Annotated in this window: 19 protein-coding genes and 2 riboswitches; of the genes, 13 read left to right on the top strand and 6 right to left on the bottom strand. The window is 70.6% G+C overall.

What is annotated here, in order from left to right; all coding sequences use genetic code 11:
* On the bottom strand, positions 1-1,360 hold a 1,360-nt coding region (locus M4J07_RS06450), incomplete at its 3' end, for a purine-cytosine permease family protein (protein ID WP_255968226.1).
* A 97-nt stretch (positions 1,361-1,457) separates the two neighbouring features.
* Between M4J07_RS06450 and M4J07_RS06445 the strand changes: the two genes are divergently transcribed.
* Positions 1,458-2,123, top strand: a complete 666-nt coding sequence (locus M4J07_RS06445; RefSeq protein ID WP_255968224.1) for a TetR/AcrR family transcriptional regulator — start codon at positions 1,458-1,460, stop codon at positions 2,121-2,123.
* A gap of 20 nt (positions 2,124-2,143) precedes the next feature.
* Here the strand turns inward: M4J07_RS06445 and M4J07_RS06440 are convergent, their stop codons facing one another.
* From M4J07_RS06440 to gcvT, 4 genes are all read right to left on the bottom strand, one after another.
* The gene (locus M4J07_RS06440) at positions 2,144-3,514 is read right to left on the bottom strand and encodes an L-serine ammonia-lyase (RefSeq protein ID WP_255968223.1); all 1,371 of its coding nucleotides are present in this window, start codon (positions 3,512-3,514) and stop codon (positions 2,144-2,146) included.
* 188 nt (positions 3,515-3,702) lie between these two features.
* Positions 3,703-4,959, bottom strand: coding sequence for a serine hydroxymethyltransferase (glyA, locus tag M4J07_RS06435; RefSeq protein WP_255968221.1), 1,257 nt, complete (start codon positions 4,957-4,959; stop codon positions 3,703-3,705).
* A gap of 6 nt (positions 4,960-4,965) precedes the next feature.
* The gene (gene gcvH, locus M4J07_RS06430; protein ID WP_255968219.1) at positions 4,966-5,343 is read right to left on the bottom strand and encodes a glycine cleavage system protein GcvH; all 378 of its coding nucleotides are present in this window, start codon (positions 5,341-5,343) and stop codon (positions 4,966-4,968) included.
* A 55-nt stretch (positions 5,344-5,398) separates the two neighbouring features.
* A complete protein-coding gene (gene gcvT / locus M4J07_RS06425; RefSeq protein ID WP_255968217.1) occupies positions 5,399-6,535 on the bottom strand; it encodes a glycine cleavage system aminomethyltransferase GcvT in 1,137 nt (378 codons plus the stop codon).
* A gap of 36 nt (positions 6,536-6,571) precedes the next feature.
* A riboswitch (glycine riboswitch) is annotated at positions 6,572-6,671 on the bottom strand.
* Positions 6,672-6,783: riboswitch (glycine riboswitch) on the bottom strand.
* 200 nt (positions 6,784-6,983) lie between these two features.
* Between gcvT and M4J07_RS06420 the strand changes: the two genes are divergently transcribed.
* The 12 genes from M4J07_RS06420 to M4J07_RS06365 all read left to right on the top strand — a co-directional run bounded on the left by M4J07_RS06420 (position 6,984) and on the right by M4J07_RS06365 (position 20,931).
* Positions 6,984-7,553, top strand: coding sequence for an AAA family ATPase (locus M4J07_RS06420; RefSeq protein ID WP_374215003.1), 570 nt, complete (start codon positions 6,984-6,986; stop codon positions 7,551-7,553).
* A 135-nt stretch (positions 7,554-7,688) separates the two neighbouring features.
* Positions 7,689-8,498 (top strand): enhanced serine sensitivity protein SseB, encoded by an 810-nt coding sequence (locus M4J07_RS06415; RefSeq protein ID WP_255968215.1) that lies wholly within the window; start codon positions 7,689-7,691, stop codon positions 8,496-8,498.
* A gap of 143 nt (positions 8,499-8,641) precedes the next feature.
* On the top strand, positions 8,642-9,442 hold the full coding sequence (locus tag M4J07_RS06410) for an enhanced serine sensitivity protein SseB C-terminal domain-containing protein (RefSeq protein ID WP_255968236.1): 801 nt from the start codon (positions 8,642-8,644) through the stop codon (positions 9,440-9,442).
* A 357-nt stretch (positions 9,443-9,799) separates the two neighbouring features.
* Positions 9,800-10,804: an ABC transporter permease gene (locus tag M4J07_RS06405; protein ID WP_255968213.1), complete on the top strand. Its 1,005-nt coding sequence runs from the start codon at positions 9,800-9,802 to the stop codon at positions 10,802-10,804.
* A 106-nt stretch (positions 10,805-10,910) separates the two neighbouring features.
* Complete coding sequence (locus tag M4J07_RS06400; RefSeq protein ID WP_255968211.1) at positions 10,911-12,686, top strand: ABC transporter substrate-binding protein; 1,776 nt, start codon at positions 10,911-10,913, stop codon at positions 12,684-12,686.
* Positions 12,687-12,834: 148 nt separating this feature from the next.
* Positions 12,835-13,836: an ABC transporter permease gene (locus M4J07_RS06395; RefSeq protein WP_255968209.1), complete on the top strand. Its 1,002-nt coding sequence runs from the start codon at positions 12,835-12,837 to the stop codon at positions 13,834-13,836.
* Positions 13,833-14,930, top strand: coding sequence for an ABC transporter ATP-binding protein (locus M4J07_RS06390; RefSeq protein ID WP_255968207.1), 1,098 nt, complete (start codon positions 13,833-13,835; stop codon positions 14,928-14,930). The genes M4J07_RS06395 and M4J07_RS06390 overlap by 4 nt, the downstream gene beginning before the upstream one ends.
* 26 nt (positions 14,931-14,956) lie before the next feature.
* Positions 14,957-16,504, top strand: coding sequence for an ABC transporter ATP-binding protein (locus M4J07_RS06385; RefSeq protein ID WP_255968205.1), 1,548 nt, complete (start codon positions 14,957-14,959; stop codon positions 16,502-16,504).
* Between the two features lie 155 nt (positions 16,505-16,659).
* Positions 16,660-18,057: a M1 family metallopeptidase gene (locus M4J07_RS06380; RefSeq protein WP_255968203.1), complete on the top strand. Its 1,398-nt coding sequence runs from the start codon at positions 16,660-16,662 to the stop codon at positions 18,055-18,057.
* Positions 18,058-18,085: 28 nt separating this feature from the next.
* Entirely contained in the window at positions 18,086-18,757 is a 672-nt protein-coding gene (locus M4J07_RS06375; RefSeq protein WP_255968201.1) for a trimeric intracellular cation channel family protein, read from the top strand.
* 60 nt (positions 18,758-18,817) lie between these two features.
* Entirely contained in the window at positions 18,818-19,684 is an 867-nt protein-coding gene (locus tag M4J07_RS06370; protein ID WP_255968199.1) for a thioesterase family protein, read from the top strand.
* A gap of 251 nt (positions 19,685-19,935) precedes the next feature.
* A complete protein-coding gene (locus M4J07_RS06365) occupies positions 19,936-20,931 on the top strand; it encodes a helix-turn-helix transcriptional regulator (protein WP_255968196.1) in 996 nt (331 codons plus the stop codon).
* On the opposite strand, the gene M4J07_RS06360 is transcribed toward M4J07_RS06365, so the two are convergent.
* Positions 20,891-21,730, bottom strand: coding sequence for an alpha/beta fold hydrolase (locus M4J07_RS06360; protein WP_255968194.1), 840 nt, complete (start codon positions 21,728-21,730; stop codon positions 20,891-20,893). The genes M4J07_RS06365 and M4J07_RS06360 overlap by 41 nt on opposite strands.
* Between the last annotated feature and the right edge of the window lie 8 nt (positions 21,731-21,738).

Genomic DNA, 21,738 nt, shown 5'->3' with positions numbered 1-21,738 from the left:
CGCCGTAGACGAGGGCGGCGACGGCCATGCCGGACGGGATCGACAGGTCGACGCCGCCCAGGGCGGTGGCGACGGGGCCGGTCCAGAAGGTGGTGCTGACCCACATCAGGGAGACGAGGCCGCCGGTGAGCAGGGCGAGCAGGCCCGGCCAGTGGATGCCGCCGCGGTACCAGAACGGGCCGCCGCGCTCCTGGCGCAGCAGTTCAGCGCCGTGGTAGCGGTTGCGCCGCAGGGCGAGGTCGGTGACGGCGACGGCCATCGCCGGTCCGGTGATCACGACGACCAGCTGGAGCATGGTGTTGACGCTGGTCAGGAAGTCGAAGACGAGGATCGCGTAGAGCGTCATCGCGGTGCCGAGGGCGCCGATCACCAGGACGGCCGGGATCCGGGCGAGCCGGACGCCCACCGACTGGATGGACAGGCTCGCGCTGTAGGCGGTCATCCCGTTGTTCGCGACGGTGTTGAGGACGACGGCGAGCACGAAGACCGGCACGAACCAGCCGGGCAGCACCGACTCCAGGGCCGCCTGCGGGTCGGTCATGTCGAGGGCGGTCGCGGCGAGCGCGCCGACGGCGGTGAAGACCACGCCGGGCAGGTACGCGCCGAACGCGGTCCAGCCCGCGACGGCCGTGATCGAGCTGTCGCGCGGCAGGTAGCGGGCGAGGTCCGGGCTGTTGCTGTACGAGAGCGCGGTCGACCCGATGATGGTGAATCCGGCGCCGAGCGCGGCGGCCAGCGCGGCGCCGTGCAGCGGTTCGGCCGGTGCGTAGGACCAGTCGGCGGCGTGCAGCACGTACCCGGTGACCACGATGAACACGACGGTGAGCAGCACGCTGAGGGCGGCGTAGAGGCGGACGATCGTGGCGTAGCCGTAGATGGCGACGAGCAGGGTGACGCCCGCGACGAGGCAGATGATCACCGCGTCGAGGGCGGCGGAGTCCGGCAGTCCCCACTGCCCGGCGAGGCCGATGCCCGCGACGGAGGCGGCCGACCAGTTGAGCGCCAGGTAGGCGGAGGCGATCAGCCAGCCGGTGACGACGAGGACCAGTTTGTTGCCGACGGTTCCGTAGAACGCCCGGGAGATCACCGAGCCACTGGTGCCGGCCGCCGGTCCGCTCGCGGCCAGGACGCCGGTGCAGATCCACAGCAGGTTCCCGGCCAGGATCACGCCGATCGCCTGGGGCAGCGTGAGCCCCATCAGGATGAGGGAGGCGCCGACCGCGAAGCTCAGATAGCTGACGTTGGGGGCGGCCCAGACGGCGAAGAGCTGCCGGGGGTGTCCGGAGCGCTCCTCGTCCAGGACCAGGTCGATGCCTCTGGTCTCCGGCTGACCTGCGCGTTCGGTCGGTTGTGTGGTCATCGTGGCCTCTCGGACTGCGGCGGCACTGCCGCATTCGCACGGTTATTGGTTGACTGACCAATAAGCTGTTGGGCGCCCATCCAATAGGCTGCGCGGTATGACGTCAAGAGCCGCGGAAGAGGACCGGCCCAAGCGGACCAGGAAGCCGCCCGAGGAGCGCCGCGCGGAGATCGTGGGCGCAGCGGCCCGCGTCGCGCTCGCGGAGGGCCTGGAACTGATCACGCTGCGCCGGGTCGCGGACGAGCTGGGGGTGCGGCCGGGGCTGATCGGCCACTACTTCCCGGCCGCCGACGACCTGGTCGCGGAGGCGTTCGGGTACGCCGCCACGGGGGAGCGGGAGACGCTGCTGCCGGCGGCGGAAGGGGAGCTGGCCCCGGTCGACCGGCTCGGCCTCTTCCTCGTGCGGCTGACCGGCGGCGACTACGCCGACCTGAGCCGGCTGTGGCTGAACGCCCGGCACCTGAGCCGGTTCAAGGAGCCGCTGCGCAGGGCGGTCGCCGCCCAGGAGACGGCGACGCGCGGCGAACTCGTCGCGCTGATCGGGGAGGGCGGCTTCGAGGCCGAGGGGGGTGCGCTGCGGGCGGCGGTGCACATCCTGATCGCCGTCGACGGCATGGGCACGTACGCCAACGCCGACGACTCGGGCGACCCGCAGGTGGACGGCCTGGACCTCGGCGACCTGGTGATCGAGGCCGCCGAGTCCCGGCTCGGCCTGCCGCCGGGCACGCTACGGGAGCGGGCCAGGGCGCACGGGGTGGGCTGAGCGCCCGTACCGGGCGGTGCTCAGCACTCGATGATGTTCACCGCGAGACCGCCCCGCGCGGTCTCCTTGTACTTCACGCTCATGTCCGCGCCCGTCTCCTTCATGGTCTTGATGACCTTGTCGAGGGACACCTTGTGGGAGCCGTCGCCGCGCATCGCCATCTTGGCGGCGGTGACGGCCTTCACCGCGGCCATGCCGTTGCGCTCGATGCACGGGATCTGCACGAGGCCGCCGACCGGGTCGCAGGTCAGGCCGAGGTTGTGCTCCATGCCGATCTCGGCCGCGTTCTCCACCTGCTCGGGGGAGCCGCCGAGGACCTCGGCGAGCGCGCCCGCCGCCATCGAGCAGGCCGAGCCGACCTCGCCCTGGCAGCCGACCTCGGCGCCGGAGATCGAGGCGTTCTCCTTGAAGAGCATGCCGATCGCCCCGGCGGACAGCAGGAAGCGGACGACGCCCTCCTCGTCGGCCCCGGGCACGAAGTTCACGTAGTAGTGCAGCACCGCGGGGATGATGCCGGCCGCGCCGTTCGTCGGAGCGGTGACGACCCGGCCGCCGGCCGCGTTCTCCTCGTTCACGGCCATCGCGTACAGCGTGATCCACTCCATGGCGTGGGCAAGGGGCTCGCCCTCGGCGCGCAGCTTGCGGGCCGAACTCGCCGCGCGGCGGCGGACCTTGAGGCCGCCGGGCAGGATGCCCTCGCGGGACATGCCGCGCGAGACGCAGGCCTGCATGACCCGCCAGAGTTCGAGCAGCCCCGCGCGGATCTCCTCCTCCGTCCGCCAGGCCTTCTCGTTCTCCAGCATCAGCGCCGGGATGGACAGGCCCGTCTCCTGCGTGAGGCGCAGCAGCTCGTCACCGGTGCGGAAGGGGTACTTGAGGACGGTGTCGTCCGGCATGATCGGGTCGTCGCCCGCGACGGCGTCCTCGTCGACGACGAAGCCGCCGCCCACCGAGTAGTACGTCTTGCTCAGCAGCTCCCCGCCGTCGGCGTCGTACGCCCACAGCGTCATGCCGTTCGCGTGGTACGGCAGGGCCTTGCGGCGGTGCAGGACCAGGTCGTCGTCGTGGTCGAAGCCGATCTCGTGCACGCCGAGCAGGTTGATCCGGCCGGAGTCCTTGATCGTCGCGACGCGCTCGTCGGCCGTCTCGACGTCCACCGTGCGCGGGGACTCGCCCTCCAGGCCGAGCAGCACCGCCTTGGGGGTGCCGTGCCCGTGACCGGTCGCGCCCAGCGAGCCGTACAGCTCGGCGCGTATCGAGGCGGTGTGGGCCAGCAGGCCCTCGTTCTTGAGGCGCCGCGCGAACATGCGGGCCGCGCGCATCGGGCCGACCGTGTGGGAGCTGGACGGGCCGATGCCGATCGAGAACAGGTCGAAGACCGAGATGGCCACGGTGGTACTCCAATGGTGGGTGGTAGACGCCGTTGTCTGCCGGGTGGTGCGGCAAAGCGTGGAACGTGAAGAGCGGTGACCGCCGGGAACAGCGGCAGGGGCACCGCGCGCTGGTTCCTGTGGTTCCAGTGTGCGCGGTGCCCCGGAAGTTCGTACGTACGCCAGGGTACGTAACTCCCTCGGAACCCTTACAGGCCGGGGTACAACGGGTGCTTCTCGGCCAGAGCGGTCACCCGGGCCTTCAGAGCGGCACCGTCGTAGGACGGCTTGAGGGCCTCGGCGATCACGTCGGCGACCTCGCGGAAGTCCTCGGCGCCGAAGCCGCGGGTGGCGAGCGCCGGCGTGCCGATCCGCAGGCCGGAGGTGACCATCGGCGGGCGCGGGTCGTTCGGGACCGCGTTGCGGTTGACCGTGATGCCGACCTCGTGGAGCCGGTCCTCGGCCTGCTGGCCGTCGAGCTCGGAGTCGCGCAGGTCGACGAGGACCAGGTGCACGTCCGTGCCGCCGGAGAGCACGTTCACGCCGTGGGCGCGGGAGTCCTCGGAGGTCAGCCGCTCGGCCAGGATGCGGGCACCCTCGACCGTGCGCTGCTGGCGCTCCTTGAAGTCCTCGCTCGCCGCGACCTTGAAGGAGACCGCCTTGGCCGCGATCACGTGCTCCAGGGGGCCGCCCTGGAAGCCAGGGAAGACGGACGAGTTCAGCTTCTTCGCGAAGTCCTTCTTGGCGAGGATGATGCCGCCGCGCGGACCGCCGAGCGTCTTGTGCGTGGTGGACGTGACGACGTCGGCGTACGGCACCGGGTTGGGGTGCAGACCGGCGGCGACGAGACCCGCGAAGTGGGCCATGTCCACCCACAGGTACGCCTCGACCTCGTCGGCGATGCGACGGAACTCGGCGAAGTCCAGCTGGCGCGGGTACGCCGACCAGCCGGCGATGATCACCTTCGGGCGGTGCTCCTTCGCCAGGCGCTCGACCTCGGCCATGTCGACCAGGCCAGAGTCGTCGACGTGGTACGCGACCACGTCGAACTGCTTGCCGGAGAAGTTCAGGCGCATGCCGTGCGTGAGGTGGCCGCCGTGCGCCAGGTCCAGGCCCAGGATCGTGTCGCCGGGCTTGGCGAGCGCGAAGAGGGCGGCCTGGTTCGCGGAGGCGCCCGAGTGCGGCTGCACGTTGGCGTACTCGGCGCCGAACAGCTCCTTGACCCGGTCGATCGCGATCTGCTCGGTGACGTCGACGTGCTCGCAGCCGCCGTAGTAGCGACGGCCGGGGTAGCCCTCGGCGTACTTGTTGGTGAGGACCGACCCCTGGGCCTCCATGACGGCGACCGGAGCGAAGTTCTCCGACGCGATCATTTCCAGGGTCGACTGCTGGCGGCGCAGCTCGGCGTCGACGGCGGCCGCGACGTCCGGGTCAAGCTCGTGCAGGGACTCGTTCAGTACGGACATCAGGGGTCAGCTCCCGGAGAACTCGGTGTACTCGTCGGCGGTGAGCAGGTCCTTCGGCTCCTCGGAGACGCGGACCTTGAACAGCCAGCCGCCTTCGAAGGGGGCCGAGTTCACCAGGGCCGGGTCGTCGACGACGTCCTGGTTGGCCTCGACGACCTCACCGGTGACGGGGGAGTACAGGTCGGAGACCGACTTGGTCGACTCCAGCTCGCCGCAGCTCTCGCCCGCGGTGACGGTGTCGCCGACCTCGGGGAGCTGGGCGAACACGATGTCACCGAGCGCGTTGGCCGCGTGCTCCGTGATGCCGATCGTGGCGACGCCGTCCTCGACGGCCGACAGCCACTCGTGCTCCTTGCTGTAACGCAGCTGCTGGGGGTTGCTCATGATGCGAATTCTCCTGTACGCGGGAAGGTGCTGCTGACGGCGGGGCTGGGAGGCGCTACTTCTGGCGCTTGTAGAACGGCAGGGCCACGACCTCGTACGGCTCGTGGGTACCGCGGATGTCGACGCCGACGCCCGCCGTGCCGGGCTCCGCGTGCGCGGCGTCCACGTACGCGATGGCGATCGGCTTGCCGAGGGTGGGCGACGGGGCGCCGGAGGTGACCTCGCCGATCACCTGTCCGCCGGCCACCACCGACATCCCGGCGCGCGGCACCCGGCGGCCCTCGGCGATCAGGCCGACGAGCTTGCGGGGCGGCGCGGTCTCGGCGCGCGCGGCGGCGGCGACCAGCGCGTCGTGCCCGACGAAGTCGTCCCCGTGCGACGTCTTCTCGAACTTGACGACGCGCCCCAGACCGGCGTCGAAGGGGGTGAGGGCGGTGGTCAGCTCGTGCCCGTACAGCGGCATGCCCGCCTCCAGGCGCAGCGTGTCCCGGCAGGACAGACCGCAGGGGATCAGGCCGTACGGGGCGCCCGCCTCGGTCAGCGCCTGCCACAGCTTCTCGGCGTCGGCCGGCGCGACGAACAGCTCGAAGCCGTCCTCACCGGTGTAGCCGGTGCGCGCGATGAGCGCGTCGACGCCCGCGACGGTGCCGGGCAGGCCCGCGTAGTACTTCAGGCCGTCGAGGTCGGCGTCGGTGACCGACTTCAGGATCGCCGGGGAGTCCGGGCCCTGCACGGCGATCAGCGCGTACGCGTCCCGGTCGTCGCGCACCTCGGCGTCGAACCCGGCGGCGCGCTCGGTGAGGGCGTCGAGGACGACCTGGGCGTTGCCCGCGTTCGCCACGACCAGGTATTCGGGGGCCTCGGTCTCGCCGAGCCGGTAGACGATCAGGTCGTCGAGGATGCCGCCGTCCTCGCGGCAGATCATCGTGTACCGGGCGCGGCCGACGCCGACGGAACCGATGTTGCCCACGAGTGCGTGGTTGAGCAGGTCGGCGGCGGCCGGACCGGTCACCGTGATCTCGCCCATGTGGGACAGGTCGAACAGACCGGCCTTGGTACGCACGGCGTTGTGCTCGTCACGCTCGCTGGCGTAGCGCAGGGGCATGTCCCAGCCGGCGAAGTCGGTCATCGTGGCGCCCAGCGAACGGTGCAGGGCGTCGAGGGCGGTCAGACGAGGAGGGGTGACGGTCATGGCTGGTGCTCCCGGGCATGGCAGATGGCGAGGTAGTCCTCCCCATCTGTCATCGGAACCTGAGAGGTTCGCCCCGAGGGGCTTGCACCTTGGGTGGGGCCGCCGTGTCGCAGGGCGGCCCGCTTTTCAGATCTGCCTCGCCCGCGCGGTACGGGGCCTGAGAGATTCAAGGGAGGAACTTGCTCCTTCGGCGTCCGGGCACTCGTCACAGTCTTCGACGAGTTCCGGAACTCTCCCGCGCGGATTCAAGCGGCCGGTATGCAGTTTGCGCGCACATCATTGCATGCCCGTGGAACGGGGAAACCCTCCGTAGGGCATTACCTTCTCTTTACACTTGGCGGGCAACAGTGGCGTGACCGGAACGGGGAGGACGATCACGGTGCACAAGGCAGTCGCGGGTGCGTATGCGGGAGCGGTGGCCGGAGTGCGCATCCCGCGCCAGCGCTCGGTGCGGGACCTGCGCGGGCGCGGCGGCCGCACCCCGCGCAGGATCGGCTTCGCGGCGGGTGATCTCGTCGTGATCTCCGGACTGCCCGGCAGCGGGAAGTCCACCCTGATGCGGCGCGCCGTCACGGTCGTGCGCGTCGACTCGCAGGACACCCGGGAGCGCTGGGCGGCCCGGGTGCCGCGCTTCGTCCCGTACGCGCTGTACCGGCCCCTCGTCCGCGTCGCGCACTACGTGGGGCTGCGCCGGGCCATGCGCTCCGGCGCCAGCGTCGTCGTGCACGACTGCGGCACCCAGGCCTGGGTGCGCCGCTGGGTGACGCGCACCGCGAGGCGGCGCGGCGCGGCCGTCCACCTGATGCTCCTCGACGTGCCGCCGGACACCGCCCTGGCGGGCCAGCGGGACCGGGGCCGGGGCGTGTCGCGGTACGCCTTCGCCCGGCACCGCAGGGCGGTGGGCGCGCTCGTCACGTCGACGGAGCGCGGCGACCTGCCGGCCGGCATCGAGTCGGCGGTGCTGCTCGACCGCGCGGCGACGGACGTGCTCAGCGGCATCACGTTCCGCGAGGACTGACCGGCCCGCCGCCCGCCGCCCGCCGCGGCCCTGGGCGACCGGACGGATGCGGAGGGTGTCCCCCGGGGGTAGGCGTTATCGTCGGCCTCGCGCAGGAGAGGCCGCGCGCGGGCAGAGCAGAGGTTGAAGACAGCTATGGACACGCCGGGCACCCCGGAGCAGGGGCACGAGCACTACTCCCAGGGCCAGGAGGGCGGACACGCCCACCCCTCGCAGGGCTGGCCCGCGAACGAGCTGGAGGAGGTCCTCGCAGCGGCGCTCGGCCGGCCCGAGGCGGGCGGCCGCATCGTCGAGGTGCTCGGCCGCAGCCACGTGTGGATCCCGCTGCCCAAGGGCGGCGGCCAGGCCAGCCGCGACCTCGATCTGCCCACCCTGGAGATCGAGGGCCAGGCCTACGTCCCCGTGTTCAGCTCCGAGCAGGAGTTCATGCAGGTCACCGGCGGCCGGATGGACTGCACCGTGGCCCCGGCCGTCGAGTTCGCGCGCGGACTGCCGCCGCAGGTCGGACTCGCCGTGAACCCCGACGGCACCATCGGCGTCCCGCTGCCGCCGCCCGCCGTCGCCGAACTGGCCCGCGGCGGCCGCACCCCGCTGGACGGCCCGTCCACCGGCGGGCGCGTCGTGCTGTCCGAGCCGGACTGGCAGGACGACCCGGTCGACTTCCTGGCGGCCGTGCGCGAGGAGTTCGCGGCGGCCGGCACGGTGCTGACCGCCCGGCGCTGCCTCGCGGTCGTCGAGGACGGCGCGCCGTCCCTCTTCATCGGCGTGGAACTGGCCGGTGAGCCCGGCGCCGCGCGCGACGTCCCGCTGGACGCGCTCGGCCGCGCGCTGGGCCGTGCGGGGGTCGTCTGGCCGGTGAACCTGGTCTTCCTCGACGTCACCCAGGACCCGGTGGCCGACTGGCTACGCACGCACGTACGTCCGTTCTACGTACAGGAACGGTGACGCCGTCCGTCAAGTCGGTGTCAGTAACGCCGCTTAAGCTGGTTTCATGACCTGACCGGGCGGCGTCACACCCACCGGTGATGGACGATCGGGCGAACTGGCGAAACACGGACTGGCAGCAGTTCACGAAGGGGCGGTTACGGGTGAGTGCGTCGGGCACGGCCGCGGCCGGACAGGTCGAGCACATGCTGCGCCAGGTGACCCCCGGGCGCTACGACGCGTACGAGGCGCTCCTCAAGGCCCTCGCCGACCCCGCGTCGGGCCAGGTCTGGATGCTGCTCTGGCACGGCCAGGCCGGCTCCCCGGACGCCCAGTACGGGAACATGGATGTGGACGGCTTCTCGTACGCCCCCTGCGTCACCTCCGCCCAGGAGCTCTCCGCCTCCGGCTGGTCCCGTGCCTACGAGGTGGTCGGCGGCGTCGACGCGGCCCGCACGCTCTACCCCGACCACTACGGCCTCTGGCTGAACCCGCACGCGCCCGGCGGGGGAGTCGGTGTGCCCTGGCTGGACCTGCGGCGCATCGCGGGCGGCCTGGACCGACAGCCCGCGGGACCGCTCCGGCTCTCCGAGCCGACCATCGAGATCCCCCAGTTCTACGCGGTGCTCGCGCAGAACGCGCACCGCACGACGGCGGTCCGCTCGCTGCGCCGGGCCTGGGTGCAGCCGACGCTCGGCGCCCCGTACCTGGCCATCGGCCTCGACGTGTACGACACGTCCCCGGCGTCGGTGGACGCGGTCCGCGCGATGATGCAGCAGTCGATCTCCTCGGTGCCGGACGGGCTGCCGGTGTCCACCGTCGCGATGTCCGACGAGTACGACCCGGTCGCGATGTGGCTGCGCGCGAACGCGCGGCCGTTCTACGACCGCGAGGCGCACGTCGCTCCCGCGGGGCAGGCCGGCGGGGGCTACGGGTATCCGCCGCCGTACGGCGCGTCGTACTGACCGCTTTGTCCTCTTCGGCCTCCCTCAACTCCCTCCGCACGGCGGTGATTTCGGGAAGGGGCGGGTTGCGGAGAGAACGGCGCTTGTGGCCCCAATGTCCGGACTGGCGCTACTTCCACCCCAACTGCCCACCGTCCGCACGCCGTTCACGGCCGTCCGGATAACGGAACCCCCCAGACAGCATCACGTTTAGGCATCCTTTCCCCGTCAAGTCTGGCAACAGATCGCACACAGGTTGAAGACTCCCGCTCCAAGGGGTTTCGCCTCTGTGTACGACGAGTTCCACGGACTGAACCAAAGCCGCTACAGCGGCAAGTGCGGGCCGGTCACCGCCGGTTGAGAGGGGTCCTTGCCACGATGACGGCACCATTGCACGACACGACTGCGGAAGCGGAACCGACCGCACCGGTCGACGCCGCCGCGAGCGAAGGTGTTCGCAAGGTCGAGGGTCGGTCGCTGAAGCAGATCGCCTGGAACCGCCTGAAGCGGGACAAGGTCGCCCTCGGTGGTGGCATCGTTGTCGTCTTCCTGGTTCTGGTGGCGATCTTCGCCCCGCTCATCGTCAGTCTGCTCGGCCACCCGCCGAACGAGTTCCACCAGGACAAGCTCGACCCCCTGACGAACCTGCCCACCGGCTCGCTCGGCGGCGTGAGCGGTGACTACCTGTTCGGCGTCGAGCCGAACAAGGGCCGGGACGTGTTCAGCCGGGTCGTCTACGGCGCCCGGATCTCGCTCCTCGTGGCGTTCCTCGCCGCCATCGTCGCGGTGGCGCTGGGCACGCTGTTCGGCATCATCGCCGGCTACTTCGGCGGCTGGATCGACGCCCTGATCAGCCGTGTGATGGACGTGCTGCTCTCGTTCCCGCAGCTGCTCTTCATCATCTCCCTGGTCTCGGTGCTCCCGGACGACCTGCTGGGTCTGACGGGCAGCGGGGTGCGCATCGCCGTCCTCGTCCTGGTCATCGGCTTCTTCGGCTGGCCGTACATCGGACGCATCGTGCGCGGCCAGACGCTCTCGCTGCGCGAGCGCGAATACGTCGAAGCGGCACGGTCGTTGGGCGGTGGCTCGCGGCACATCCTCTTCCGTGAACTGCTGCCGAACCTGGTCGCGCCGATCGTCGTCTACATGACGCTGATGATCCCGACGAACATCCTGACGGAGGCGGCGCTCAGCTTCCTCGGTGCGGGTGTCCGGCCGCCCACGGCGTCCTGGGGCGGCATGCTCCGCGACGCCCTGGAGACGTACGAGCACGACCCGATGTTCATGGTCTTCCCCGGCGTCACGATCTTCATCACGGTCCTGGCGTTCAACCTCTTCGGTGACGGGCTGCGCGACGCGCTCGACCCGAAGGGCACCCGGTAAGGCCCGACAGGCCCACACGACCTGCCCCTGCCGCACCGTCAGGTGGCTTGACTCCATGGTTCTCCGGCAGTGTGCCCAGGACCGCGATCTCGGAGGTTACGAGAAAATGCCCACAAGTTCCTCGAAACGACGGCTCGCCGCCGGCGCGGCCCTCGTGGTCGCGGCGCTGGTGACGACCACGGCGTGCGGCGGCGGCGACGGCGACGACAACTCCAAGGGTTCGTCGAAGGGCGCCGGTTACGACGCGGCGTACAACAAGATCGCCAACGCCTCCACGAAGAAGGGGGGCACGCTGAAGATGGTCGGCAAGCAGGACCTCGACTCGGCCGACCCCCAGCGTGCCTACTACGGCATGTCGTGGGACTTCATGCGCTTCTACACGCGTCAGCTGGTCACCTACGCCCCCAAGGCGGGCGCCGGCTCCACCGAGCTGGTCCCCGACCTGGCCACGGACAACGCCAAGATCACGGACGGCGGCAAGACGTACACGTACACGCTGCGCGACGGCGTGACGTGGGAGGACGGCTCGCCGATCACCTCCAAGGACGTCAAGTACGGCATCGAGCGCATCTGGGCGAAGGACACCATCACCGGTGGTCCGCAGTACCTCCAGCAGAACCTCGACCCGAAGCTCGAGTACAAGGGTCCGTACAAGGACAAGGCCAAGGACAAGCTGGGCCTGAAGGCGATCGAGACGCCCGACGACAAGACGATCGTCTTCAAGCTGCCCAAGCCCAACGGTGACTTCGAGCAGTTCCTCGCCATGCCGTCCGGCTCGCCGGTCAAGCAGGACAAGGACACGGGCGCCAAGTACACCCAGAAGCCGTTCTCCGCGGGCCCGTACAAGTTCGAGTCGTACAAGGCCAACAAGAAGATCGTGCTGGTCCGCAACGACAAGTGGTCCAAGGCCTCGGACCCGATCCGTGCGGCGCTGCCCGACAAGATCGACGTGACGATCTCCGCCAACCTGGAGGAGAACGACAAGCGCCTGATGGAAGGCGACTACGACGTCGACCTGAACGGCACCGGCATGACCCAGTCGGGTCGCGTCACCGCCGTCCAGGACCACCGTGACAGCGTCGACAACATGCGGACCTCCTTCGTCCGCTACGTCGCCCTGATCCACACCGCCAAGCCGTTCGACAACGTCCACTGCCGCAAGGCCGTGTTCTACGCGACGGACTTCGCCGGCCTCCAGCAGGTCCGCGGCGGCAAGCTGGCCGGTGGCGACATCGCCAACTCGACCCTGCCGGTCTCCATCAAGGGTCACAGCGACTACGACCCGTACGGCGTCATCGAGCGCAAGGGCAAGCCGGACGCCGCCAAGGCCAAGGACGAGCTCAAGCAGTGCGGCAAGCCGGGCGGCTTCTCCACGAAGATCACCGCGCGCAACAACAACCCGGGCGAGGTCGACACCGCCGAGGCGCTCCAGGAGCAGCTCGGCAAGGTCGGCATCAAGCTCGAGGTGGACGCCCTGGACGGCGCCGAGACCTCCGCGATCACCGGTTCGCCGAAGGTCGTCAAGGCCCGCGGCTACGGCATGACCATGAGCGGTTGGGGCCCGGACTTCCCGTCCGGCCAGGGCTTCGGCCAGCCGCTGTGGGACAGCCGCTTCCTCGCGGACACGGGTAACTACAACGAGTCCCAGATCAAGGACAAGAAGATCGACGGCCTCTTCGACAAGGCCATCGCCGAGACCGACCCCGAGGCGGCCGGCAAGATCTACGAGGAGCTCGACAAGCGGATCCTCGACCAGGCCGACTGGATGCCCTTCATCTACGAGAAGAACATCACCTGGCGTGGTCCGCGTCTGACGAACGTCTACATGTCCGACGCGTACAACGGCCGCTACGACTACGCCTCGCTGGGCGTCGTCAAGTAACACCCCCGCCGGGCACCGGAGTCGATCCGGTGCCCGGCCCCTCTCCTGCTTAGCCGCCGAAACCCGCCAGTCCGAAGGGCAGGTGATGGCCCCTGGCGATGACCGAGGCCCCCACAAGGGGCGCCGGTGACCGCCGCGGCCGCGCACAGTGCTTGCTTATCTCATCCGGCGCCTGTTCGCCGTAGTCATCATGGTGCTCGTCGTTCTGCTCGCGACCTTCACCATCTTCTTCATGCTGCCCAAATGGGCGGGTCAGGACATCGCCGTCCTCTTCGCCGGCAAGGCCACCGGAGCCGAGCAGCTCGCCGGTATCCGGGTCAAACTCGGCCTGGACGACCCCGTGTTGGTCCAGTTCTGGGACTTCGTCAAGGGCATCCCGATGGGCCGGGACTACGTCAACGGCAATGACGTGACCCACTGCGCAGCGCCCTGCTTCGGGTACTCGTTCCGCACCGAAGCGCCCGTCTGGGACACCCTCAAGGACGCGCTGCCCGTCACCCTGGCGCTCGCCGCCGGTGCCTGTGTCCTGTGGCTGGCCGCCGGTGTCGCCACCGGTGTGCTCTCCGCCCTCAAGCGCGGCACCGTCTGGGACCGCTCCGCCATGACCATCGCCCTCGGCGGTGTCTCCCTGCCGGTCTTCTTCACCGGCATGGTCGCGATGGGGGTCTTCGTCCACAGCCTCGGCTGGGTCAAGATCGCCGACAGCCTCTCGACCGACGACTCGATCGGCACCTGGCTGCAGACGCTGATCCTGCCGTGGATCGTGCTCGCCTTCCTCAACGCCGCGATGTACGCCCGCCTCACCAGAGCCACCATGCTGGAGATCCTGGGCGAGGACTACATCCGCACCGCGCGCGCCAAGGGACTCGGTGAACCCGCCGTCATCACCCGGCACGCCCTGCGTTCCGCGATGACCCCGATCCTCACCGTCTTCGGACTCGACCTCGGTGTGCTGCTCGGCGGCGCCGTGCTCACCGAGTCCACGTTCAACCTGCCGGGCCTCGGCCTCGCGGCGGTCCAGGCCATCAGCAACAAGGACCTGCCCGTGATCCTCGGCGTGACGCTCTTCGCGGCCCTCGCGATCGCCGTCGCCAACCTCGTCGTGGACCTTCTGTACGCCGTCATCGACCCGCGAGTGAGGCTGGGATGACCGATCTGCACAAGACCGGAGCGGCGGTCGGTGAACCCGTCTCCGCTTCCGGTGCACCCCGCGCCTTCCTCGAGGTCCGCGACCTCAAGGTGCACTTCCCGACCGACGACGGCCTGGTCAAGTCCGTCGACGGGCTGTCCTTCTCGCTGGAGAAGGGCCGCACCCTCGGCATCGTCGGCGAGTCCGGATCGGGCAAGTCGGTGACGTCGCTCGGCATCCTCGGCCTGCACACAGCGGGTCAGTACGGCCGGCGCAAGGCGCAGATCAGCGGCGAGATCTGGCTGGACGGCACCGAGTTGCTCACGGGCGACCCGAACAAGGTGCGCAAGCTGCGCGGCCGCGACATGGCGATGATCTTCCAGGACCCGCTGTCCGCGCTGCACCCGTACTACACGATCGGCAAGCAGATCGTGGAGGCGTACCGGGTCCACCACGACGTCGACAAGAAGACGGCGCGCAAGCGGGCGATCGAGATGCTCGACCGGGTCGGCATCCCGCAGCCCGACAAGCGGGTCGACGCCTACCCGCACGAGTTCTCCGGCGGCATGCGCCAGCGCGCGATGATCGCCATGGCGCTCGTCAACAACCCCGAGCTGCTCATCGCCGACGAGCCGACCACGGCCCTCGACGTGACGGTGCAGGCGCAGATCCTGGACCTGATCCGCGACCTCCAGAAGGAGTTCGGCTCGGCCGTCATCATGATCACGCACGACCTCGGTGTCGTCGCGGAGATGGCCGACGAGCTGCTCGTGATGTACGGCGGCCGGTGCGTCGAGCGCGGCAACGCCACCAAGGTCTTCACCGAGCCCCAACACCCCTACACCTGGGGCCTGCTGGGGTCGATGCCGCGGATCGACCGGGAGCAGACCGAGCGCCTCACGCCGGTCAAGGGCTCCCCGCCCAGCCTGATCAACCTGCCGAGCGGGTGCGCCTTCCATCCGCGCTGCCCCTACGCGGACGTCCCCAAGGACAACATCACCCGCACCGAGCGCCCCGAACTGCGCGAGGTCGGCTCCGGCCACTTCTCCGCCTGCCACATGGCGGCCGAGGAGCGGGAGCGGATCTGGACCGAAGAGATTGCGCCGAAGCTGTGACGGACGCCAAAGGACCCGAACCCGAGATGACGACCCCTTCGATCCCCCAGCAGGTGACGACCTCACCGGACGCCGAGGCCGGCGAACCGCTGCTCAAGGTCGACGGCCTGGTCAAGCACTTCCCGATCAGGAAGGGCCTGCTCAAGCGGCAGGTCGCGGCCGTGCAGGCGGTCGACGGCATCAGCTTCGACGTGCGCGCGGGGGAGACCCTCGGTGTCGTCGGCGAGTCCGGCTGCGGCAAGTCGACGATGGGGCGGCTGATCACCCGGCTGCTCGAACCCACCGGCGGCCGCGTCGAGTTCGAGGGCAAGGACATCACGCACCTCGGCACGGGCGGGATGCGTCCGCTCCGCCGTGACGTGCAGATGATCTTCCAGGACCCGTACTCGTCGCTGAACCCGCGCCACAACATCGGCACGATCGTGGGCACGCCGTTCCGCCTCCAGGGCGTGAAGCCCGAGGGCGGGGTGAAGAAGACGGTCCAGGACCTCCTGGAGCGCGTCGGCCTCAACCCGGAGCACTACAACCGCTACCCGCACGAGTTCTCCGGCGGTCAGCGGCAGCGCATCGGCATCGCCCGGGCGCTGGCCCTGCGGCCGAAGCTCGTGGTGGCCGACGAGCCGGTCTCGGCGCTCGACGTCTCCATCCAGGCGCAGGTCGTCAACCTGCTGGACGACCTCCAGGACGAGCTCGGCCTGACGTACGTGATCATCGCGCACGACCTCTCGGTCATCCGGCACGTCTCGGACCGCATCGCGGTGATGTACCTGGGCAAGATCGTGGAGCTGGCCGACCGCGACGACCTCTACTCGAAGCCGATGCACCCGTACACGAAGGCGCTGCTCTCCGCGGTGCCCGTGCCGGACCCCAAGCGCCGCGGCACCAAGAGCGAGCGCATCCTGCTGCGCGGCGACGTGCCCTCGCCGATCGACCCGCCCTCCGGCTGCCGCTTCCACACGCGGTGCTGGAAGGCGACGCAGATCTGCGCGACGAAGGAGCCGCCGCTGATCCCGCTCGCCACGGGTCACCAGGTCGCCTGCCACCACCCGGAGAACGCCGCCGACCAGGCCCCCGAGGACACCCAGCTCCTCTCGGTGGCCAAGGAGGCGATCGACGTGGTGACGGTCCCGGCCCCGGCGGCACCGGCGGACGAGCCGGAGACGACGGAGGCGTCGTCGTCGGCGGACGTCTCGGCGACGGAGGCTTCGGCGGTGAAGGCTTCGGCGGCGGCTGCTCCGGCGACCGACGCCCGGGCGACCGATGCTTCGGCGGCGGAGGCTCCGGCAGGCGATGCTCCGGCGGCCGACGCTCCGGCAGGCGATGCCCCGGTGGCAGACGACCCGGCGGCGGACGCCCCGGCGGCGGAGGCTTCGGCGGTTGAGGCTTCGGCGGTTGAGGCTCCGGCAGGCGATGCCCCGGCGGCTGAGGTTCCGGCGGCGCACGCCCAGGCGACCGACGCCCCGGCGGCAGACGCGCCGGCAGCCGATGCCCCGGCGGTGGACGCCCCGGCAGCCGACGCCCCCGCGGCCGACGCGCCGACCGCGTCCGACGCCCCGGCCGCGGACGACAAGTAGCACCCCGAGGTGCCGCCGCCCCGTCACCCGGGGCGGCGGCACCTTCGCCGTATCTGCACCCGATATGACCCGCAAGGGTCATGTACACGTCGCCCTTCGAACGGCAGTGTCTCCGTGTCCGATACACCGGAACACGCTCGAAGGGACGCACGCCCATGGCTCTCTCCCGTTCGGCACGCCTCGCCGCCCTCACCGTCGCGGCGGCCTCGTTCACCCTGATCGCCGCGGCTCCAGCCCCCACCCCCGGCTCCGACGGCATCGGCGACCCGTACTTCCCGCAGCTCGGCAACGGCGGCTTCGACGCCCGCCACTACGCGCTCGACGTCGCGTACGACCCGGCCACGGACCGCCTCGACGGCCGCACCACCCTCACCGCCCGCGCCACCCAGAACCTCTCCTCCTTCGACCTCGACCTGCAGAAGCTCACGGTCACCGGGGTCGAGGTGAACGGCAGACGCGCGCAGTTCAGCCGCTCGGGCGACGAGATCGTGGTCACCCCGCGCACCGCGCTGCGCAAGAACGCCACGTTCACGGTCACGGTCACGTACGGCGGCGTCCCCGAGGCCCTCAGCGGCCCCATCGTCTTCGGCTCGGACTACGGCTGGATGAAGACCACCGACGGCGTCTTCGTCGCGTGCGAGCCGAACGCCGCCTCCACCTGGTTCCCGTCCAGCGACCACCCCGCCGACAAGGCGACGTACGACATCCGCATCAAGGCCCCCAAGGGCCTCACGGGCGTGTCCAACGGCCGGCTCGTCGACACGTACGACACCGACAAGGGCACGCGGACCGTCCACCACTGGCGCGAGTCGAAGCCGATGGCGACCTATCTCGCGACCGCCACGATCGGCACCTTCGACGTGAAGTCGGGCCGGACGCCGGCCGGCACGCCCATCTACGTCGCCATCGACCCGGTCCTCGCGAACAGCAACACCGTCGACGTGTACGCGGTGACCGCCGAGGCCACCGACTACTGGGCGAGCGTCTTCGGCCCGTACCCGTTCGAGGAGACGGGCGCGATCGTCGACGACATGCCGCAGGCGGGCTTCTCCCTGGAGACCCAGTCCAAGCCCATCTACTCGGCCGTCCGCTCCGAGTCGACGATCGTGCACGAGCTGGCCCACCAGTGGTTCGGCGACTCCGTCTCCGTCGAGCAGTGGAAGAACATCTGGCTGAACGAGGGCTTCGCCACGTACGCGCAGTGGCTGTGGACCGAGCACAAGGGCGGCGCCTCCGCCCACGACTCGTTCCTCGCGGGCTACAACTCCCGACCGGCGAACTCCGCCTTCTGGCAGACGAAGGTCGGCGACCCGCAGCGCGACACGATGTTCGTCTCCGCGGTCTACCAGCGCGGCGCGATGACCCTCCAGATGCTCCGCGAGCGCATCGGTGACAAGGCGTTCTTCAAGCTGCTGCCGACGTGGACGAAGCTGCACCGCTACGGCAACGCGCAGACGTCCGACTTCATCGCCCTCGCCGAGCGGGTCTCCGGGCAGCAGTTGGACGACCTCTTCGACACCTGGCTGTTCACGACGGGCAAGCCGAGTCTGTAGCGCCCTGACCGGCAGGCAAAATGTTCGGGTGATCCAGGAACTGTTCACCCCCTCCGTCCAGCATTGGCTCGACCTCATCGGCATCTTCGTCTTCGCGATCTCCGGTGCCCTGATGGCCGTCCGCAAGAACTGGGACGTCTTCGGGATCGCCGCGCTGGCCGAGGTCACCGCCCTGGGCGGAGGGGTCTTCCGTGACCTGGTCATCGGCGCCGTACCGCCGGCCGCCTTCACCGACCTGGGCTACTTCACGACCCCGCTGGTCGCCGCCGCGCTCGTCTTCTTCCTGCACCCGGAGGTCGAGCGGACCCAGACGGCCGTGAACGTCTTCGACGCGGCGGGCCTCGGCCTGTTCTGCGTCACGGGCACGACCAAGGCGTACGACTACGGGCTCGGCCTCACCGCGTCCGCCGCGCTCGGCCTCGCCACAGCGGTCGGCGGCGGTGTGCTGCGCGACATCATCGCCAACGAGGTGCCCTCGCTCGTGCGCTGGGACCGCGACCTGTACGCGGTCCCGGCCATGGTCGGCGCCGTGATCGTCGTCCTGTGCATCCGGTTCGACACCCTCAACGCCTTCAGCAGCAGCACCGCCGTGCTCACCGCCTTCATCCTGCGGCTGCTCGCGATGCGCTACCACTGGCGGGCGCCGCGGGCCTGGAACCGCAGGTCGACAGGGGTGGACGTGACGGAGGAGACGCTCTAGCGCGGAGCCCGTCGGCTACCGAAGCTACCGCTTAGTAATTTCCTGTTGTATGTTTCCTGCATGGCAGAAGCAGCATCCACGCAGGCCCGCATCGGGGACAGTGAGTTCGACCGCGACACCGCCGTCACCCGGCGGCCGGGCGAGCCCGGTGTCTACGACATCGATCTCTCCGAGGGCTGGACGATCATCAACGCCGTCAACGGCGGCTACCTGCTGGCAGTCCTCGGCCGCGCCCTCGCGGACGCCCTGCCGCACGCCGACCCGTTCACGATCTCGGCGCACTACCTCACGGCGTCCGCGCCGGGCCCGGCCGTGATCCGCACCGACGTCGTCCGCACCGGCCGCACCCTCTCGACCGGGCAGGCCTCCCTGTTCCAGTACGCGGAGGACGGCTCCGAGGTCGAGCGCATCCGCGTCCTCGCGTCGTACGGGGACCTGGACGCGCTCCCCGACGACGTGCGCACCAGCGCCACCCCGCCCGCCATCCCGCCGATCGACCAGTGCTTCGGCGCCGGTGACGCGCCCGAGGGTGCGCCGCCGGTCCCCGGCAGCTCGGCGATCACCGACCGTCTCGCCCTCAAGCTGGACCCGGCCACGCTGGGCTGGGCGCTCGGCGCGCCCTCCGGCAAGGGCGAGATGCGCGCGTGGTTCGGCCTGGCCGACGGGCGTGACGCCGACCCGTTCTCGCTGCTCCTCGCGGTGGACGCGCTGCCGCCCACCGCGTTCGAGCTCGGCCTCAAGGGCTGGGTCCCCACGGTCGAACTCACCACCCACATCCGCTGCCGCCCGGCCCCCGGCCCGCTGCGCGTGTCCATCACGACGCGGAACCTTGCCGGTGGCTTCCTGGAGGAGGACGCGGAGGTCTGGGACTCGGCCGACCGCCTGGTGGCCCAGTCCCGCCAACTGGCAAGGGTCCGCCTCGGATAGCGGCGTCCGCGGGTGCGTGGTGGGTCGGCCGCGCAGTTCCCCGCGCCCCTGGGGAGATGCCGCCCGAAGGGCGCATCTCCCCAGGGGCGCGGGGAACTGCGCGAGAAGCCCCACCGGCCCGCGGCCCGCGACGAAACCCCATCCGAGCAGACGCAGTCGGCTTTCAGGGGCGCGGGGAAATGCGCGACCAACCCCCACCGGACCCGCACCCGAACATGGCGGCAGCCCACCGTACGCGGCAGGCTGAGCGCGTGAAGTCCGACCGCCTGCTCTCGATCCTCCTGCTGCTACAGACCCGCGGCCGCGTCCCCGCCCACGACCTGGCCACCCGCCTGGAAGTCTCCGTCCGCACCATCTACCGCGACATCGAAGCCCTCTCGGCCTCCGGCGTCCCGGTCTACGCCGAGCGCGGACGCCACGGCGGCATCACGCTCCTGCCGGGCTACCGCACGGACGTCACCGGCCTGACGGCAGACGAATCCCGCGCCCTGTTCATCCTCGCGGCCCAGGGCGCCCACGCCGCCCTCGGCCTGGACGAGGCCCTCGGCTCGGCCCTGCGCAAGGTGATGGCCGCCCTGCCCGAACCCCACCGCCCAGCCGCCGAGTTGACCCGCCGCCGCATCCTGGTCGAGTCGTCCCGGTGGATGGGCCCGCCCCCGCGCGAGGTCGACGTCAGCGCCCTCCAGGACGCGGTCTTCGCCGACCGCCGCCTGCGCATCCGCTACCGGCACAGCGGCACCGAGACCCCGCGCACGTACACCGTCGACCCGTACGGCCTCGTCTCCAAGGCCGGCGTCTGGTACCTCGTCGCCGACCGCCGCGCCGTACCCAGGCTGTTCCGCGCCGACCGGGTGCACGCGGCCACCGTCACCGACGCACCCGTCCAACGGCGCGCGGGCATCGAACTCGCCGACGTCTGGGCCGTCCTGAAGCACCGCGTGGAGGTCCGCCCGGGCGGTATCGCGGTCACCGCCCGGGTCCATCGCAGCCGCTACGACCTGTTCCTGAAGATGTGCGGCAACTCCCTGATCGAGCACCCCGAGCACCCCGAGCACCCCGAGGACGACGGCGCCGCCGAATGGATCACGGTCCGCCTCGGCTTCGGCATCCTCCAGGCCGCCCGCACCCTGCTCCCCTTCGCCGACCACCTCGAAGTACTCGACCCGCCCGAGGTGCGCGAGGAGCTGGCGAACGCGGCGGCCGCCGTCACCCGGCTGTACGCAGGAACTCCCGCAGTGCCACGGTGAGTTCGGCCGGAGCGTCCACCTGTACGAGATGCCCCGCGCCCTCGACGATCCGCAGCTCGGCACCGGGGATCAGCTTGACCAGCTCGTGCGCCCGGGCCACCGGGATCCAGGTGTCCTCGGCACCCCAGCAGACCAGCACGGGCAGATCCAACTCCCCGTAGCGGCCCTGGATGTCGTCGGTGAAGCGCTGGTCGTTCTGCTCGATCTGCCGGTAGAAGGAGTCCTTGCCCGCCTCGGTCAGCCAGGGTTCCACGAGCCGTGTGTGCGTGTCGGGGTGCAGGCCCTGGTGGCTGCCGGAACTGATGTACCGGTGCACGAGGGCTTCGTGCAGATCGGCGGGCAACTGGCGGAAGACGTCGGAGTGTTCGCCGAGCAGCCGGTACGTGGGGGAGCCCCACGGCGCGATCGCCACCGGGTCGACCAGGGCGAGCCGGGAGTACCGGGCGCCGTGCAGCAGCAGCGCGCGCAGCGCGATGGCGCCGCCGAAGTCATGGGCGACGACGGCCGGTTCGGCCAGGCCCCAGTGGTCGAGCAGATCGGCGAGCACCCGGGCCTGCGCGTCCAGCGAGAGGTCCTGGCCCGGGTGCTTCGCGGACGCGCCGTAGCCGGGCAGGTCCCATACGTACACGCGGTGCCGGGCGGCGAGCGCGCGGGCCGGGCCCCGCCACACGTAGGACGAGAACGGCGTGCCGTGGACGAGGACGACGGGCGGTGCGTCCGCCGGGCCGAGCGCGGCCCACCGGATCTCGCCGGACGGGCTGGAGTAGCTGCGGTCGAGGTTCCACACGACTGCTGTCATGAGCGTAA

Origin of the sequence: Streptomyces longispororuber, from assembly GCF_024448165.1 — a bacterium.
GTDB classification, from domain to species: Bacteria; Actinomycetota; Actinomycetes; order Streptomycetales; family Streptomycetaceae; genus Streptomyces; species Streptomyces longispororuber_A.
Note: the sequence above shows the minus strand (reverse complement) of the source record. Positions and strands in the feature narration are given on the sequence as shown.

Coding starts and splice junctions, on each gene's coding strand:
- M4J07_RS06445 (WP_255968224.1), top strand. CDS start 1,458: ATGACGTCAAGAGCCGCGGAAGAGGACCGGCCCAAGCGGACCAGGAAG.
- glyA (WP_255968221.1), bottom strand. CDS start 4,959: ATGTCCGTACTGAACGAGTCCCTGCACGAGCTTGACCCGGACGTCGCG.
- gcvH (WP_255968219.1), bottom strand. CDS start 5,343: ATGAGCAACCCCCAGCAGCTGCGTTACAGCAAGGAGCACGAGTGGCTG.
- gcvT (WP_255968217.1), bottom strand. CDS start 6,535: ATGACCGTCACCCCTCCTCGTCTGACCGCCCTCGACGCCCTGCACCGT.
- M4J07_RS06415 (WP_255968215.1), top strand. CDS start 7,689: ATGGACACGCCGGGCACCCCGGAGCAGGGGCACGAGCACTACTCCCAG.
- M4J07_RS06405 (WP_255968213.1), top strand. CDS start 9,800: ATGACGGCACCATTGCACGACACGACTGCGGAAGCGGAACCGACCGCA.
- M4J07_RS06400 (WP_255968211.1), top strand. CDS start 10,911: ATGCCCACAAGTTCCTCGAAACGACGGCTCGCCGCCGGCGCGGCCCTC.
- M4J07_RS06390 (WP_255968207.1), top strand. CDS start 13,833: ATGACCGATCTGCACAAGACCGGAGCGGCGGTCGGTGAACCCGTCTCC.
- M4J07_RS06385 (WP_255968205.1), top strand. CDS start 14,957: ATGACGACCCCTTCGATCCCCCAGCAGGTGACGACCTCACCGGACGCC.
- M4J07_RS06380 (WP_255968203.1), top strand. CDS start 16,660: ATGGCTCTCTCCCGTTCGGCACGCCTCGCCGCCCTCACCGTCGCGGCG.
- M4J07_RS06370 (WP_255968199.1), top strand. CDS start 18,818: ATGGCAGAAGCAGCATCCACGCAGGCCCGCATCGGGGACAGTGAGTTC.
- M4J07_RS06360 (WP_255968194.1), bottom strand. CDS start 21,730: ATGACAGCAGTCGTGTGGAACCTCGACCGCAGCTACTCCAGCCCGTCC.